At 58.5% G+C, this 16,688-nt stretch carries 10 protein-coding genes; 2 read left to right on the forward strand and 8 right to left on the reverse strand.

Annotated elements, in window-relative coordinates; all coding sequences use genetic code 11:
- Positions 1-101 precede the first annotated feature (101 nt).
- The 7 genes from IAI51_RS13715 to IAI51_RS13745 form a co-directional block, all read right to left on the reverse strand.
- Positions 102-1,772, reverse strand: a complete 1,671-nt coding sequence (locus IAI51_RS13715) for an ATP-binding protein (RefSeq protein ID WP_187678974.1) — start codon at positions 1,770-1,772, stop codon at positions 102-104.
- On the reverse strand, positions 1,769-3,271 hold the full coding sequence (locus IAI51_RS13720) for an ATPase domain-containing protein (protein WP_187678975.1): 1,503 nt from the start codon (positions 3,269-3,271) through the stop codon (positions 1,769-1,771). The genes IAI51_RS13715 and IAI51_RS13720 overlap by 4 nt, the downstream gene beginning before the upstream one ends.
- Positions 3,272-3,402: 131 nt before the next feature.
- Positions 3,403-4,458 (reverse strand): tetratricopeptide repeat protein, encoded by a 1,056-nt coding sequence (locus IAI51_RS13725; protein WP_187678976.1) that lies wholly within the window; start codon positions 4,456-4,458, stop codon positions 3,403-3,405.
- A 294-nt stretch (positions 4,459-4,752) separates the two neighbouring features.
- Positions 4,753-6,174 carry an efflux transporter outer membrane subunit gene (locus IAI51_RS13730; protein ID WP_187678977.1) on the reverse strand — a complete coding sequence of 474 codons (1,422 nt, stop codon included), beginning with the start codon at positions 6,172-6,174 and terminating at the stop codon, positions 4,753-4,755.
- Positions 6,171-9,362 carry an efflux RND transporter permease subunit gene (locus IAI51_RS13735; RefSeq protein ID WP_187678978.1) on the reverse strand — a complete coding sequence of 1,064 codons (3,192 nt, stop codon included), beginning with the start codon at positions 9,360-9,362 and terminating at the stop codon, positions 6,171-6,173. The genes IAI51_RS13730 and IAI51_RS13735 overlap by 4 nt, the downstream gene beginning before the upstream one ends.
- Positions 9,363-9,377: 15 nt before the next feature.
- A complete protein-coding gene (gene mexE, locus IAI51_RS13740) occupies positions 9,378-10,631 on the reverse strand; it encodes a multidrug efflux RND transporter periplasmic adaptor subunit MexE (protein WP_187678979.1) in 1,254 nt (417 codons plus the stop codon).
- Between the two features lie 272 nt (positions 10,632-10,903).
- A complete protein-coding gene (locus IAI51_RS13745; protein WP_187678980.1) occupies positions 10,904-12,643 on the reverse strand; it encodes a dipeptidase in 1,740 nt (579 codons plus the stop codon).
- A 325-nt stretch (positions 12,644-12,968) separates the two neighbouring features.
- Here IAI51_RS13745 and IAI51_RS13750 point away from each other — a divergent pair, with 325 nt between their 5' ends.
- The gene (locus IAI51_RS13750) at positions 12,969-14,144 is read left to right on the forward strand and encodes a sugar transporter (protein WP_187678981.1); all 1,176 of its coding nucleotides are present in this window, start codon (positions 12,969-12,971) and stop codon (positions 14,142-14,144) included.
- A 79-nt stretch (positions 14,145-14,223) separates the two neighbouring features.
- On the opposite strand, the gene IAI51_RS13755 is transcribed toward IAI51_RS13750, so the two are convergent.
- A complete protein-coding gene (locus IAI51_RS13755) occupies positions 14,224-15,138 on the reverse strand; it encodes a LysR family transcriptional regulator (protein WP_262410342.1) in 915 nt (304 codons plus the stop codon).
- A gap of 270 nt (positions 15,139-15,408) precedes the next feature.
- On the opposite strand from IAI51_RS13755, the gene IAI51_RS13760 reads away from it, so the two are divergent.
- A complete protein-coding gene (locus tag IAI51_RS13760) occupies positions 15,409-16,431 on the forward strand; it encodes a zinc-dependent alcohol dehydrogenase family protein (RefSeq protein ID WP_187678982.1) in 1,023 nt (340 codons plus the stop codon).
- Positions 16,432-16,688 lie beyond the last annotated feature (257 nt).

The raw sequence follows: 16,688 nt of genomic DNA on the forward strand, positions 1-16,688 counted from the left end.
CGAAATGCACGAGCTCTGCCGAAGGCTGCGATCTTTTGATTTTGATCTGAAAAACAAAATCAAAAGATCGCAGCCTTCGGCAGCTCCATTCGTTTGTTCTGTCAGTTTTTGATCATCTCCCGCACCTTGGCCGTCAGCAGATCAAAAGTGAACGGCTTGGTGATCATCTGCATCCCCGAGTCGAGAAATCCGCCACGTACCGCCGCATGCTCGGCGTATCCAGTGATGAACAAGACCTTGAGCCCCGGTCGATATTGCCGACCGATTTCCGCCAGCTGGCGGCCGTTCATGCCCGGCAGCCCGACGTCACTGATCAGCAGATCGATGCGCTGCGCGGAGTTGAGAATAGGCACGGCGCCGTCGGCATCCCCGGCCTCCACGAACGCATACCCCAACTCACTGAGTACCGCACTGACCAGCACACGTACGGCCGGATCGTCTTCGACGATCAGCACGGTTTCGCCATCCATCGCGTGCGGGGTTTGCAGGATGTCGCGAGCAGGCTGCTCCAGTTCTTCACCGCGAAAACGCGGCAGGTAAAGGTTGACCGTGGTGCCCTCATCGATTTCGCTGTCGATTGAGACATGACCGCGCGATTGTTTGCTGAAACCGTAGATCATCGACAGGCCCAGACCGGTGCCCTGACCAATCGGCTTGGTGGTGAAAAACGGGTCGAACGCACGGTTGATCACGCTCTGCGGCATGCCGCTACCGTTGTCGGTGACACTCAACATGACGTAATCACCGGGTTCGAGAATGCTGTAAGCCTCGGTGAATTCACTGTGCAACACCTGGTTGCTGGTCTCGACCACTAGTTTGCCGCCCTCGGGCATGGCGTCGCGGGCATTGATGACCAGATTGAGCAGGGCGCTTTCCAGTTGATTGGGGTCCGCCTCGGCCACCCACAGTTTTTCGTTCAGACGCATGTCCAACTGAATGCTTTCGTTGAGGCTGCGCTGCAACAGCTCGCCCATGGACAGGACGAGGGTGTTCATCTGCACCGCCTTGGAATCGAGCGACTGGCGACGGGAAAACGCCAACAGACGATGGGTCAGGCCGGCCGCGCGATTGGCAGACGTCACACCCAGATCGATGAGACTGTCGAGGTCTTCGGTGCGCCCACGGGCCAGGCGCCGGCGCAGCAATTCGAGGCTGCCTATAATGCCGGTCAGCATGTTGTTGAAGTCGTGAGCGATACCGCCAGTAAGCTGGCCGACCGCTTCCATCTTCTGCGACTGACGCAACGCCTCTTCGTTGTGGCGCAGTTGCGCGGTGCGTTCCTCGACCTGTTGCTCAAGGGTTTCCAATGTCGATTGCAGACGTCGTTCGCTTTCACTCAGATCGATCAGACGGTCGCGGGCTTCGTACTGCCTTCGTCGGCCGCGCAGGGCGGCAGACACCAGGCTGATCAGCGTCGCGGGATGAAACGGGCGCTCGAGGAACGTGACGTTGCCTAACAGGCTGCTCAGGTGCGAGGAGGGGCCTTGCTCTTGTCCACCGTGATGGGTGAGCAGAACAATGGGGAGATCCGACCATGCCGGTTGCTGTTCCAGGTACAGGAACAAGGCTTCCATTTCCGGCCCGCGCAACGCTTCTGCGGCGATCAACAGAAGACCGGCCCCGGGCTCAAGCTCAGTGCACAGCGAACCGAGATTCGGCGTCACCAGCCCTTCGTAACCGGCCTCGTTGAGTATCATCAGCGCAATTTGGCTGTCGCGACCCACAGGCGCCAGAATCAGCGCCCGTTCGGCCAGTGTTACCGAAACCGTCACGAAGCCTCTTCCCGAAGCAGTGGATTGCTCGCGCCGAGGTAGGTCGGTACGCCGCGCAGCACGCCCTGGAAGGCTTCCAGCGGCTCACCGATGGTCATGCCCTGCGTAGAAATGCGGTATTCGCGAATCGTCGATTCGTGGCTGCCGGTGCGTTTCTTGATGATGGAAATCGCGCGGCGGACTTTGCCGAGCGCTTCGAAGTATCGCAACAGAATCACCGTGTCGGCCAGATAAGTGATGTCGACCGGTGCCTGCATGTCGCCGACCAGACCATGCTGGGCAACGGTCATAAAGGTCGCGGCGCCTTTGCGATTGAGGTACAGCAGCAGTTCGTGCATATGCAGCACGAGGGCGTTCTCTTCAGGCATTGCCGCCTGGTAGCCGTTGATACTGTCGATGACCACCGTCTTGATCTGGCCTTCATCGACGCATCGACGCACCCGGTGAGAGAACTCGCCCGGTGACAGCTCAGCGGCATCCACCTGCTCGATCAGCAGATTGCCGGTGGCTTGCAGGGCTTTGAGATCAATGCCGATGTTGTTCATGCGCTCGAACAGCAGGCCGAGTTCTTCATCGAAGATAAACAGTGCCGCTTTTTCACCGCGAGCGACCGCTTCCGCCGCAAAGATCATCGTGATCAGCGACTTGCCGGTACCTGCCGGACCAAGAATCAGTGTGCTGGAACCGGTTTCCACGCCGCCGCCGAGCAAGGCGTCCATTTCTGGAATGCCACTGGTCAACTGCAAACGCGGGTAATTACCACGGTGTTCGGCCGCCACCAGGCGCGGGAACACATGCACGCCGTCCCCCATGATGGTGAAGTCGTGAAAACCGCCGCGGTACTTTTGCCCGCGATACTTGATCACGCGGATCCGCCGCCGCTCGGCGCCGTAATTAGGCGTCAGCTCTTCAAGGCGGATCACGCCGTGGGCCACACTGTGCACGGTTTTATCGAGGGACTCGGTGGTCAGGTCATCTAGCAGCAGAACCGTGGCGTCGTAACGCACGAAGTAGTGCTTGATCGCCAGAATCTGCCGGCGATATCGCAAAGAGCTCTGCGCCAGCAAACGAATCTCCGACAGGCTGTCGAGCACTACGCGGGTCGGCTTGAAGCGCTCGACCACTTCGAAAATCTGTTTCGTCGCCTCACCCAATTCCAGATCGGAGGAGTACAGCAGGCTCTGCTGGTGTTCGGCATTGAGCAGGCTTTCCGGCGGCGTCAGCTCGAAGATTTCGATGTTTTCATTCAGCTCCCAGCCGTGGGACAGCGCCCCTTGGCGCAATTCACGCTCGGTTTCCGAGAGCGTGATGTATAACGAGCGTTCGCCGGCTTTTGCGCCGGCCATAAGAAAATGCAAGGCGACTGTGGTTTTGCCGGTACCGGGCTCGCCCTCCAGCAAAAACACATGACCGCGAGACAAACCACCGGCGAGGATGTCATCCAGGCCCACAATGCCGGTGGCGGCTTTCGCACTGATCAACTCGTTAGATGTAGACAAAAAATGCCCTCTCATGACTACGGGGGTCGAGGCCGCCGACTGAGTTCGGCGACCTGAATTACTTGACCCCACGCGTTGATGGCGGTTCCGCTTTTTCTCCCACAATGTGTCAGGAAGGCTGCCGATAGCGCTTAAAGCCCTTGCTGCAAAGCAGGGTCATCCGGATTGAGCTGCTCGAGTTGAGCCAACAGGATCTGCACGTTTTGCAACTGGCCACTTTCTTTCCAGTAGTTGATCAGCAGAACCCGCGCCTTGCGGTCGGCGGGGTGGCGCTGGACGATTTCCTGTAGCTGGTTCTGTGCCGCTTCCAGCTCCTCCGCACTGTGCAGAGTGGTAGCGAGGTCGTAGCGGTAATCCTTGTTGTCAGGTTCCAGCTCGACCGCCTTGGACAAGCCGAGAAGGGCGTACTCACGTTGACCGTGGTGCAGCAGCCACAGGCCGAGGGCATGTTGCAGATAAGCGGAGTCAGGTTGGGCTTTAAGCTGTTGGGCGAGCAACTGCCGGGCGGCGTCGCTCTGGCCCTGGCGGTCGAGCACATCGATCTGCATCACCAGGGCCGCAAGGTTGCCGGGCTCCAGACGAAGCGTATTGTCGAGTGCAAGCTGCGCCTGTTTCAGTTCGGAGTTATGGATATAAAGTCGCGCCAGTTGCGCGTAAGCCGCGGCGCTTTCCGGTTCTCCTTTGAGCGCTTCTTCCCAGCCATCGATGGCCTGCTGCAGCGGGGCGAAATACAGGCCCAGTTCATCCGGGGTCAGGCCGAGCAAAGCGTTGATCGCGGCAAAGCGAACCGTCTGATCTTCATCATCGAGCATCGGCCCCAGCAACAGGCTGCGTTGCCCGCCCGGCACCAGTCCAACCACACTTTTGATCGCTGCCAGCCGCACCTGGGGGGCTTCGTTCTGCAAGTCCGCGTCGGCGAGTTTCAGCGCCTGTGGACTGGGATAGTTAGCCAGTTCGCCATGCAGCCAGACGCGCCGCTTGACCGACAAATCCGGCCGCCCCAATTGCTGATACAACTGGCGCGCCGCGCCGGGCTCACCGGTGCGGGCGGCACCCAGCGCCTCGCTATAGCCATGCTTGATCGCGTCCGGAATGACTGGGGCGGTGCTGCGCAGGAACAGCCATGCGACGACGACAACAAGCACAAGGCCAAGGCTGATAAGCAGGTAGCGGCGGGACTGAGGCATGCAGGTTTCCGAAAACTGGCGTACTTGAGCAGAGGGGCAAGCTTCGGTCAGCTCGGGCTGTGAGTCAAACCCCGCGCGAGCGAATCGGCCTACAAGTTCTGTCGACTCCGTTGGCCGTCAAATTTTCGATGCAGTGTCTACGCTTGCAGGTGTCGCTTGCGGGCGGGCACAACATCCACTGTCAATGTGCTTGAAAGCAAAAAGGATCAGGCAAAAAAAGCCCCGCGACCGAATGATACGCGGGGCAAAAAAATTGGTTGGTTGCGGCCAACCAAAGGAGCTCTTTAACAACGTTTACTTACTGGCGACCGTCTCTGGTTGCCAGCCACCGCCAAGGGCTTTGTAGATCGCGACAATGCCGCGGTACAGATCGACTTCGGCCTGAGCCTGGCTGTCTTCGGCATTCAGACGTTCACGCTGCGCATCGAGCAGCACAAGGAAGTCAGTGGTGCCTTCGCGATAGCGGATCTCCGCGAGATCGGCAGCCTTTCGGCTCGATTCACTCTGGCGGATCAGCGAGATCAGGCGCTGCTGACGTTTGCCGTAGTCGCTGAAGGCGTTTTCCGACTCTTCCAGTGCCAACAACACTTGTTGCTCGTAGGTCGCCAGCGCGCCTTCAGCATCCGCGTCGGCACCGCGCAAACGGGCCCGCACACTGCCAAGGTCGAATGCTGCCCAGGTGATGCTCGGGCCCAGTGCCCAGGCGTTGGCCGCCGAGGAACCGATCTGCGAACCGCGCCCGGCCGTCCAGCCCAGGAAACCGCTGAGGCTCACCCGTGGGAACAGGTCGGCTTTTGCCACGCCAATGCGCGCCGTGGCCGAGGCCAGTTGGCGTTCAGCGCTTAGGATGTCCGGACGACGTTGCAGCAGCTCGCCCGGGTTGCCAATCGGCAATGCCTTGGCAATCGCCGGCATGTCTTTAGGGCTCAAGTCCACTGTGAGCTTGTCCGGGCGTTCACCCAGCAGAGTGGCGATGCGGTTTTTCTGGCGAACCTGTTCCGCCTGGAGTTGCGGCACACTGGCTTCGACCGACCCCAGGCGCGCATCGGCACGTTCCACGTCGAGCTGATCGCCAACACCAGCGTCACGCAGGCTGATGGTGATCTTGCGCGACTCCTGCTGGTTGTTCAGGTTGGCCACGGCGATCTTTTCCCGCAGTTGCGCGCCACGCAGTTGACCGTAAGCGTCCACCAGTTCGGCAATCATGGTGACTTGCAGTTGATACAAGTCGGCTTCGGCGGCCTGCTGGTCGGCATCGCTGGCTTCCAGATTGCGCTGGATACGACCGAACAAGTCCAGCTCCCAGGCCATGTCCAGACCCAGATCATAGCGTTCGCTGTTGACCCGATTGGTGGTCTGGCCGGGGATTTGTCCCTTGGCCAGATCGCTGGAGGCGCGGCTGGTGATGGTCGGCATGGCGTCGTTGCTGGCGTCGTCGCGGATCGCCCGGGCAGCTTTCCAGCGAGCGAACGCCACACGCAGTTCACGGTTGCCTTGCAGCGATTGCGTCACCAACTGGTTGAGGGTCGGATCGTCGAACTGCTGCCACCAGATGCCTTCGAACTTCGAACGGTCAAAGTTCTTCTGACCGTTGGCGCCGTCGGTGGCGGTCGTGATGTTGGCCGCCTCCGTCGCCGGGGTCTTGTAGTCGGGGCCGACGGCGCAGGCGCTGAGAGCCAGCACCAGCAGACTCGGCAAGAAGACTTTCAGACTCATTGTTGCGCCTCCGGTTGCTTTTGAAGATTGTGCGCCTTCGCCGCTTTGCGCTGCTCGCTGCGTTCGACAAAGTTACGGATCAATACGTAGAACACGGGTGTCAGCAACAGACCGAAGAAGGTCACCCCGAGCATCCCGGAGAACACCGCCACACCCATGGCGTGACGCATCTCGGCACCGGCACCGCTGGAGAGCACGAGTGGCACCACACCCATGATGAATGCGAAGGAAGTCATCAGGATCGGCCGCAGACGCAGACGGCAGGCTTCCAGTACCGCAGCGAGCGGGTCGAGGCCTTCTTCCTGTTTATCCTTGGCAAATTCGACGATCAGAATCGCGTTCTTACACGCAAGTCCCACCAGTACGATCAAACCGATCTGGGTGAAGATGTTGTTGTCACCGCCAGAGATGATCACACCGGTGATGGCCGACAGCAGGGTCATCGGTACGATCAGGATCACCGCCAGTGGCAGGCTCCAGCTTTCGTACTGAGCAGCAAGTACCAGGAACGCCAGCAGTACGCAGAGCGGGAACACGAACAGCGCGGTGTTGCCGGACAGAATCTGCTGGTAGGTCAGGTCGGTCCATTCGTAGGTCATGCCGTTCGGAAGTTCATCCTTGAGCAGTTTCTCGATGGCTTTTTCCGCCTGGCCGGAGCTGTAGCCGGGGGCTGCCGCACCGTTGATTTCCGCGGTGATGAAGCCGTTGTAGTGCATCACGCGATCCGGCCCCGAGGTGTCGCTGACCTTGATGAAGGTCGCCAGCGGGATCATTTCGCCTTTGTTGTTGCGCACTTTCAACTGACCGATCTGATCGGATTCGAGGCGGAACTGTTGCTCGGCCTGGACGTTGACCTGATAAGTGCGGCCGAAACGGTTGAAGTCGTTGGCATACAGCGAACCCAGATAGATCTGCAGGGTGTCGAAGATGTCGCTGACCGCAACGCCATGGGTCTTGGCTTTTTCACGGTCGATGGCTGCATCGACCTGCGGCACGTTCACGGTGTAACTGGTGAACAGGCCTGCCAGTTCCGGCACGCTGTGACTCTTGTTGATGATGTTCATGGTTTCTTTGTACAGCTCGTCGTAGCCCAGGTTGCCCCGGTCTTCGATTTGCAGGCGGAAACCACCAATGGTGCCCAGACCTTGTACCGGCGGTGGCGGGAAGATCGCCATGTACGCCTCTTGAATGTTCGCGTACTGGCCGTTCAAGGCACCGGCAATCGCACCGGCGGACATGCTCGGATCTTTACGCTCGTCGAACGGTTTCAGGGTGACGAACACGATGCCGGCGTTCGGGCTATTGGTGAAACCGTTGATCGACAGCCCAGGGAACGCTACGGCGCTTTCCACGCCTGGCTGTTTCAGCGCCAGGTCGGACATGCGCTTGATCACGTCTTCGGTGCGATCCAGGCTCGAGGCGTCCGGCAACTGTGCGAAGGCCACCAGGTATTGTTTGTCCTGGCCAGGTACGAATCCGGTCGGGGTGCTGGAGAAACCGAAGAAGGTCAGCACCATCAGGCCTGCGTACAGCAACAGGGCGATGCCGCTGCCGCGGATAACCCGGCGCACGGTGCCGACGTAGCCATGGCTGGCACGGTCGAAGAAACGGTTGAACGGACGGAACAACCAGCCACCGAAGATCTTGTCGAGAACCTTGGAGAAGCGGTCTTTCGGCGCGTCGTGACTTTTCAGCAACACAGCGGCCAGCGCTGGCGACAGGGTCAGCGAGTTGAATGCCGAGATCACTGTCGAAATGGCAATGGTCAGAGCGAACTGCTTATAGAACTGACCCGTGAGGCCGGAGATGAAAGCCGCCGGAACAAACACCGCACATAGCACCAGTGCCGTCGCAATGATCGGGCCGGTCACCTCACGCATGGCGCGTTTTGTGGCTTCTACCGGGGTCAAGCCAAGTTCGATGTTCCGTTCGACGTTCTCTACCACCACGATGGCATCGTCCACCACGATACCGATGGCCAGTACCAGGCCGAACAGTGACAGCGCGTTGAGCGAGAAACCAAACAGGTGCATCACCGCAAACGTACCGATCAACGATACCGGCACCGCCACCAACGGAATGATCGAGGCGCGCCATGTTTGCAGGAACAGAATCACCACCAGCACCACGAGGATCAGCGCTTCGAAGAGGGTATGAACCACCGCTTCGATCGAGCCGCGCACGAAGATCGTCGGGTCATAAACGATGCTGTAATCCATGCCCTGCGGGAAACCTTTCTTCAACTCGTCCATCTTCGCCCGAACGTCGTTCGAGATGTCGATGGCGTTGGAGCCTGGACGCTGGAAGATCGGGATGGCCACGGCTGGTTGGTTGTTCAGCAACGAACGCAGGGCGTATTGGCTGGAGCCCAGTTCGACGCGAGCAATGTCTTTGAGCCGAGTGATTTCACCGTTGTCGCCTGCGCGAATGATGATGTTCTCGAACTCTTCCTCAGTTACCAGACGGCCCTGAGTGTTGACCGACAGCTGGAAGCTTTGCGCAGTCGGGGCAGGGGGCGCGCCCAGTTGGCCGGCAGCTACCTGACGGTTCTGTTCGCGAATTGCGGTGACTACATCGGTTGCAGTCAGGTTACGCGAAGCGGTCTTGTTTGGATCGAGCCACACACGTAGCGAGTAATCGCCCATGCCGAACAACTGCACATCACCGACACCGCCCAGACGCGCGAGCTCATCCTTGATGTTCAGGATTGCGTAGTTGGACAGGTAGAGCATGTCGTAGCGCTTGTCCGGCGAGGTCAAGTGCACAACCATGGTCAGGTCGGGTGATGCCTTGTCGACGGTGATACCGATGCGCGTCACTTCCTCGGGAAGCTTCGGTTCGGTACGGGTCACGCGGTTTTGCACCTGCACCTGCGCATTGTCCAGGTCAGTGCCCAGGGCGAAGGTGATGGTCAGCGTGATCTTGCCGTCAGCAGTGGACTGCGAGGACATGTACAGCATGTTTTCGACGCCGGTGATGGCTTGCTCCAGCGGAGCGGCCACGGTCTCACCGATGACTTTGGGGTTGGCGCCCGGGAAGTTGGCACGTACTACCACGGTTGGCGGCACGACTTCCGGGTATTCGCTGATCGGCAACTGGAATAGCGAGATCGCACCGGCGATCAGGATCAACAGCGACAACACCGCTGCGAAGATCGGCCGTGAAATGAAGAATTGGGAAAAATTCATCGGAGTTATCGTCCCTTAACCGCGTGGGGTCGTAGCAGCCAGCTTCACAACCGAACCGGACGCGCCTTTGGCAGGGGCGACTTTTGGCAGGTTGCTGGCTTCCAGCGCTTGACGTTGTTGAGCGAGTGCCGCGAGGGTTTGCTCGCTGGCCATCGGCACCACTTCAGGGGTAACCGGTGAGCCAGGACGAACCCGTTGCAGACCCTTGACGATGATCGTGTCGTCCTTGTTCAGGCCGGTACGGACGATGCGCATGCCTTCGATCTTCGGACCGAGTTCAACTGGGCGGTAGGCGGTTTTGTTGTCCGCATCCATCACCAGCACGAACTTCTTGCCCAGATCGGTACCGACGGCTTCGTCGTTGATCAGCATGGCGTTGTAGGTGCCGCTGCCGACCAGTTTCAGGCGTGCATACAGGCCAGGGGTGTAGTTGCCGTCGCTGTTGTCGAACACCGCGCGGCCACGGATGGTGCCGGTTTTCGGATTGACCTGGTTGTCCACAAAGTTCATCTGGCCCAGGTGTGGGTTGCCGTCTTCATTCGACAGGCCCATGTAAACCGGTGTGGTGGCACCGCGCTGACCCTTACGGGCGAGTTGGGTGTATTTGAGGAACACACGCTCGTCGGCGTCGAAGTAGGCGTAGACCTTGTCGGTGGAAACAACGCTGGTCAGCGGAGTAGTGTCGGCGGTCACCAGGTTACCGGCGGTGATTTCGGCACGGCTGACGCGGCCGCTGATCGGCGAAGTGACGCGGGTAAAGCTCAGGTTCAGTTTGGCCAGATCCAGTTGCGCTTGCAGTGCACCGACGGCGGCGCGGGCTTCTTGTGCAGCGCTGGTGCGCGAGTCGGCCAGTTCAGCGGAGATGGCGTTGCTGGCGCGCAGACGTTCACCGCGTCCGGCTTCGTTTTCACTGCGGGTGGCGTTGGCACGGGACTGGGCAACCAGGGCTTCGAGGCGGCGAACTTCAGCCTGGAACGGGCGGGGGTCGATCTGGAACAGCAGGTCGCCTTTCTTGACCAGTGCGCCTTCAGTGAAAGCGACATCGTCGATCTGGCCGGAGACCCGTGGACGGATTTCAACGGTTTCCGGCGCTTCGAGGCGCCCGGTGAATTCGTCCCACTCGTTGACCGGTTGTTCCAGCACTTTGGCCACGCTGACTTTGGCAGCGGGCAGGGTGGCGGCAGTCTCCGGAGTCTTGCCGCAGGCGCTCATCACCAGTACGGCCAACATGGCCAACGGGAAGCGCAAATGTTTGAGTGACTGTTCCATGGATGCATCCGCCAATGTATTGAAGATGGGCGGATGATGCTCGGCGGGGTGGTATGGCACGAATCGAATGAAGCAAAGGTAACTATCATTCGGAATGATATAAGACTCGAGCGAGCCCTCTAGCATGCACCTTTCGTTAGGTGGCTATCAATCTCGTCGATGGCAATGCTGTGTTGTCTGCTTTGCAACGATCAGGGCTGAGGTTGAGAGAAGGGGATTATGTGGCGATTAAAAAGAAGAACCCGCCAGTGCGGCGGGTTCGAATTTCATGATCAGAGTTTCGGCAACTGGCCGATCCGCGCAATCATCTCCGTCACGATCTGCAGATCGAGCTGGAACTGATCCACGGTCTTGAATTCACCATCAGTGTGGCCGGTGTACTTGACCTCTGGCCGGGCCAGCCCGAATTGCACACCGTTGGGTAGTTCATGCACCGAGGTAGCACCGGCGGAAGTGCCGAACTCATGTTTCATGCCCAGGTTTTCCGTGGCAACCGCCAGCAACGCCTTGACCCACTCACCCTCAGGATTGCGGTACATCGGCTCGGCAATCGAATAGTCGAAAGCCACGGCCACATGGCTCTTCTTACTCCAGACCGCCAGTTTTTCGGCGATTTCTGCCTTGAGCTTCTCAGGCGATTTGCCCTTCGGAACGCGCAGGTTGACTGCAAGTTTGAAGGTCTTTTCATCCATCCCGACGTAGGTCAGCGACGTGGTCAGCGGCCCCATGAAGGCATCGGAGAAACCGACCTTCAGTTTATTGCCAAGGTAATCCAGGCCCCAATTGTCAGCGGCGTAGCGCGCAGCATCGGTAATGTGGTTGTGCTTGAGCGCGACTACGCCATCAAGGCTATTGATGAAGTCGAGCATTCGCGCCACGGGATTGACCCCGGACTCGGGTTCGGAGGAGTGCGCGGACACACCGGTCACCGTCAACTTGACATCTTTGCCGTTGACCTTCGCCGCTACTTCAAAATTGCCACCGTTGCGCTTGGCGTAATCAGCGCCGGCCTTTTGCAGGCTGGCAGCCAGTTCGGCAGGCTTGTCGGTTAGCAGTGTGGCGACCGATACGGAAGGAATCTGGTTGGTCGCCAGGCCACCGGTCATCGAAATGATTTCTGCACCTTTGCCTTCGCCCTTGCGTTTGGCGAAGTTGGCCATGACCGTGCCATAGCCCTTCTCGGCAATCACCACCGGGTAGCCACCGTCCAGCGCCAGGTTGTAGTTTGGCGTCGGATTGCGCTCGAAGTAGTAGGGGATCGCGTCGCCGGTGGTTTCTTCAGTGGTGTCCACCAATAGCTTGAAATTGCGCGCCAGTGGCAGTTTTTCGTCCTTGATTACCTTCATGGCATACATCGTCACCACGATGCCGTTTTTGTCATCTTCGGTGCCGCGGCCATACATGCGATCACCGATCAGGGTGATCTTGAACGGGTCGAGGCGGGTGCCGTCCTTCAGGACCCAGTTTTCCGGCGTTACCGGAACTACGTCGGCGTGTGCATGAATGCCGACCACTTCATCGCCCGTGCCTTCGAGAGAGATCTCATAGACGCGGTTGTCGATGTTGCGGAAATTCAGATTGAAAGACTTAGCCAGGCTTTTGATCTTCTCGCCGATCTTGATGAACTCCGGATTTTCGTGCTGAGCAACGCCGTCCTTGCGATAGGTCGGGATCTCGACCAGTTCGCGCAGAGTCTCGGTTGCAGCCGCGCTGTATTTCACGCGTGTATAGATGCCGAGCAGGCGATATATCTCGTTCTGCTGTTCAGCCGTCAGCGTTTTGTTGTCGAGGAAAGCGCCAATGGCCGGACCGATATCAGCAGTCTTGACCAGATCGCTTTTGGCCAGGCGGCCGAGGAACTGGCGGAAATCGGTGGTCGATTCGGCCTTGAAGGTTTTGAGGATTTCAGCGCTTTGCTGTGGAGTGATATTGGCCTGAGCCGGTGCGGTGAAAGCTGACAGCCCCGCCAGCATCAAGGTCGCTGCGGCGAGTTTTTTGAAAGGGAAATTCATTACGAAGGGCATTCCTTTGCAGGGCAGTGAGTTGGGAGTGTCTCAACGATGAGACACATACACTTACAAACTAACACTGCTGTAGAGCATCGCGGGAGCCCTGAAACGGGATTTGTCGCACAGAAATGCAAAAGCGACGCAGAAACGAAAGTGGTTCTGGCTCAGCCATCGAACTCTTTTCCGGCCAGCAACGGACGCTGGTCGTCGACGATCGATTCACTTTTTCTTTATAGTGCGGTCCCCAGCGAACTACCGGTCGCCTGAGGTTTTGGCCGACGGGTAAGCATAAACGTTCGCGATTTTCGAGTGAGTAATACGCCCTTCAATGAGCAATTCAACGGCTACAACTAATGGTAATTGGTACGCGGTGATTGCGTTGGCACTGGCAGCGTTTGTGTTCAACACCACTGAGTTTGTGCCTGTTGGCCTGTTGAGTTCGATCGGCAGCAGCTTCGATATGTCGTCGGCGCAGGTCGGTTTGATGCTGACGATCTATGCGTGGGTAGTGTCGCTGACATCGCTGCCGATCATGCTGCTCACGCGTAACATCGAGAGGCGCAAACTGTTGATCGTGCTGTTTGGGATGTTCATCGTCAGTCACGTGTTGTCGAGTTTCGCGACAAGCTTCGCTGTCCTGTTGGTCAGCCGTATCGGTGTGGCGTTGGCACATGCGCTGTTCTGGTCGATCACCGCTTCGCTGGCCGTGCGTCTGGCGCCACCGGGCAAGCAAGTTCAAGCCTTGGGTTTGCTGGCAACCGGTACTTCGCTGGCGATGGTGCTGGGCATACCCCTCGGTCGTTTGTTGGGCGAAGCCATGGGCTGGCGCACGACCTTCATGGTGATCGCTGGTTTGGCGGCCATGCTGGTGTTGTGCCTCGCCAAGGTTCTACCGTTGCTGCCGAGTCAAAACTCAGGCTCCCTGAGAAGCCTGCCTTTGTTGTTCAAACGGCCTGCGCTGGTGGCGGTGTACATCCTGACGGCAATGGTAGTGACTGCCCAGTTCACCGCTTACAGCTATATCGAGCCGTTCGTTGAAGGAGTGGCGGGTTTGAGTGGCGATGCAGTAACGCTCATCCTGCTGTTATTCGGCGGTGCAGGTATTTTCGGATCGCTGCTGTTCAGTTGGCTGCACAGCTATAACCCGCAGCGCTTCCTGATCGTCACCGTGGTGGTGATCGCGTTGTGCCTCATGTTGTTGCTGCCTTTGAGCGGTGAGGTGTCGTACCTTGGCCTGCTGAGTCTGTTCTGGGGAATGGCGATCATGGGATTTGGGCTGGCGTTGCAGTCGAAGGTTCTGGTGCTGGCTTCGGACGCCACCGATGTGGCGATGGCGATGTTTTCAGGGATCTACAACGTCGGGATCGGCGGCGGCGCACTGCTGGGTAGTTGGGTAGGCGGCCAGTTAGGGTTTGCTTACATAGGGATAGTGGGTGGCATGCTGGCGGCGTCGGCGCTGTTGTTCTACTGCCTGTCGATCTACCGCTTTACTCGGTCTGCTTGAGCTGGGGTTGTTTGAATAAGATGAACGCTTGAGCAGAGTGGCGTTAACGGGTAACACCACTCTGCTCCGCTAAGATTTTTCAAAGACTATCCGGATCCCCAAAAAACATCTGAATCCTCGACCTCAACCAGCGCTCACCCGGATCGTTATCCTGCGACCCGCGCCAGGCCATGTGCAGTTCAAACGTACGCGTCGGCAGCGGCGGATCTTCCGCGCGAACACCGCCAGCAGCCGTCAGTGCATCAGCGGTGTAGTCCGGCACGGTGGCGACAATGTCAGTGCCCGCGAGCAATGTACTCAAACCATTGAACTGCGGCACGGCTAGCACTACGTGTCGTTTGCGGCCGAGTTTCTCCAGTTCCTCATCAACAAAGCCGCTGAGGTCGCCAGCGAACGACACCAGCGCATGCGGGCGGGCGCAGTAATCGTCGAGGCTGAGCGGGCCGGGTACGGTGTCGGCGCGCAGCAGCTTTGGCGCACTGCGTCGCAAGACTTTGCGCTTGGCGTTGGCCGGCAAGTCGGTGGTGTAGCTGACGCCGATGGAGATTTCGCCGGATGCCAGCAAACCCGGCATCAGAATGTAATTGACCCGACGCACTACCAGCACAATCCCAGGCGATTCGGCTCGCAGACGTTTGAGCAGCATTGGCAGCAGCGCGAATTCAACGTCATCTGACAAACCGATCCGAAATACCGAAGTACTGGTGGCCGGGTCAAATTCCGCCGCACGGCTGACCGCTGTCGAAATCGAGTCGAGGGCGGGCGAGAGCAGGGCGAAGATTTCCACGGCACGGGCGGACGGTTCCATGCTCCGGCCGGTGCGGACGAACAAAGGATCATCGAACAGGCCGCGCAGGCGCGAAAGCGCCGCACTGATCGCCGGCTGACCGAGGAACAATTTCTCGGCGGCACGGGTCACACTGCGTTCGTGCATCAATGTTTCGAATACGATCAACAGGTTCAGGTCGACACGACGCAGGTCATTACGATTCATCTGGAGTCCTGGCAGAGTCATCAAGCTTGACGAGGGCGACCATATGAGAACAATGGCCGGCATGAATCTTACGGGGAAAGACTGGTACTCTGCACCGGAAAATTCAGCTTTACTGCGACGGTGTGAGCAGTTTTTTCAAGGATTTTGCGAATGCCGCCCATACTGCGGAATCAATGACAGGCATGTCGACTATTAATAGCCACTGATAGTCTTGGGTCAAAAGCCCAGATAGAGTTCAGGGCATTAGAGGTTACTTTGACGAGGTTTGCGATGTCCCGCACGATCCGTTTTCACAAGTTTGGTCCGGCCGAGGTGCTCAAATGCGAAGAGCATGCGGCCGCTCAGCCAGGTCCTGGCGAAGTGCAGGTGCGTGTCGAGGCTATCGGCATCAGCTGGTATGACACGCTGTGGCGTCAGAATCTGGCGTCTTCCCAGGCACGCCTGCCCTCCGGGCTTGGCCATGAAATGGCTGGCGTGGTTACGGCGGTTGGTGCTGATGTCGAAGATCTGTCCGTCGGTGACAAGGTCGCCAGTTTTCCGGCCGAGAGTCCGAACGACTATCCGGTCTACGGTGAGTCGATTGTACTCCCGCGTACCGCGCTGACCCGTTATCCGGATGTGCTCAGCCCGATCGAAGCCAGTGTGCATTACACACCGCTGCTGATCGCCTATTTCGCTTACGCCGATCTGGCGCGGGTCAAACCCGGGCAATTTGCCCTGGTTACTGACGCCAGCCATTGCGCCGGCCCTTCGTTTGTTCAACTGGGCAAGGCGATGGGTGTGCGGGTGATTGCTGCCACCAAAGAGGCGGAAGAGCGCGAATACCTGCTCTCACTCGGTGCAGAAAAGGTGATTGTCACCGAAGAGGAAGATCTGTTGATGCGAATCAACAAGATCACCGAAAACCGTGGCGTGGACGTGGTTTTCGATGGTCTCGGTGGTCCGCAGATGTCGCTGCTTGGCGATGTTCTGGCGCCGCGTGGCAGCCTGGTTCTTTACGGCCTGCAGGGTGGCAACCAGACGCCGTTCCCGGCGTGCGCAGCGTTCCAGAAGAACATCCAGTTCTTCGTGCACTGCATCGGCAACTTCACCGGTAAGCCGGAGTTAGGCATCACCCAGGACCACGTCGCCTTGCAACGTGCCTTGCGTGACATCAACCAGTTGACCGCTGATCGTGTTTTGCTGCCACTCAAGACCCGTGTGTTCCCGTTCAATGAGTTCGTCGAGGCACATCGTTACATGGACGAATGCCCTTGCCGCGAACGGGTCGCTCTTCAAGTCGAACCAGCGTAAAGCCAGCAATCAGAGTCCGTGGCCCCACGGACTCTTGTGTGTTCATTCCCCCCCCTGAAGAACAAAACGCCCGGTGCTGTACCGGGTATCAGTTCACCAACTGAACTGGTTTTTACTCTCGATCTGTATCTTCTAATCGCAATATAAGCCCTGATAATTGAATGATTACTTTCATCTCAAGGAATGAGTCATGGCTGTGCATTCAATTTGCCCTGCGCGCAATAAATCGGCCCACTCTGTTGGTCGCGCCCAATACT

The organism is Pseudomonas sp. N40(2020) (assembly GCF_014472415.1).
GTDB lineage: Bacteria > Pseudomonadota > Gammaproteobacteria > Pseudomonadales > Pseudomonadaceae > Aquipseudomonas.

Excerpts from the sequence above, each read along its gene's own strand:
- mexE (WP_187678979.1), bottom strand. The coding sequence starts at position 10,631 with ATGGAACAGTCACTCAAACATTTGCGCTTCCCGTTGGCCATGTTGGCC.
- IAI51_RS13760 (WP_187678982.1), top strand. The coding sequence starts at position 15,409 with ATGTCCCGCACGATCCGTTTTCACAAGTTTGGTCCGGCCGAGGTGCTC.
- IAI51_RS13730 (WP_187678977.1), bottom strand. The coding sequence starts at position 6,174 with ATGAGTCTGAAAGTCTTCTTGCCGAGTCTGCTGGTGCTGGCTCTCAGC.
- IAI51_RS13725 (WP_187678976.1), bottom strand. The coding sequence starts at position 4,458 with ATGCCTCAGTCCCGCCGCTACCTGCTTATCAGCCTTGGCCTTGTGCTT.
- IAI51_RS13755 (WP_262410342.1), bottom strand. The coding sequence starts at position 15,138 with ATGAATCGTAATGACCTGCGTCGTGTCGACCTGAACCTGTTGATCGTA.
- IAI51_RS13735 (WP_187678978.1), bottom strand. The coding sequence starts at position 9,362 with ATGAATTTTTCCCAATTCTTCATTTCACGGCCGATCTTCGCAGCGGTG.
- IAI51_RS13750 (WP_187678981.1), top strand. The coding sequence starts at position 12,969 with ATGAGCAATTCAACGGCTACAACTAATGGTAATTGGTACGCGGTGATT.
- IAI51_RS13745 (WP_187678980.1), bottom strand. The coding sequence starts at position 12,643 with ATGAATTTCCCTTTCAAAAAACTCGCCGCAGCGACCTTGATGCTGGCG.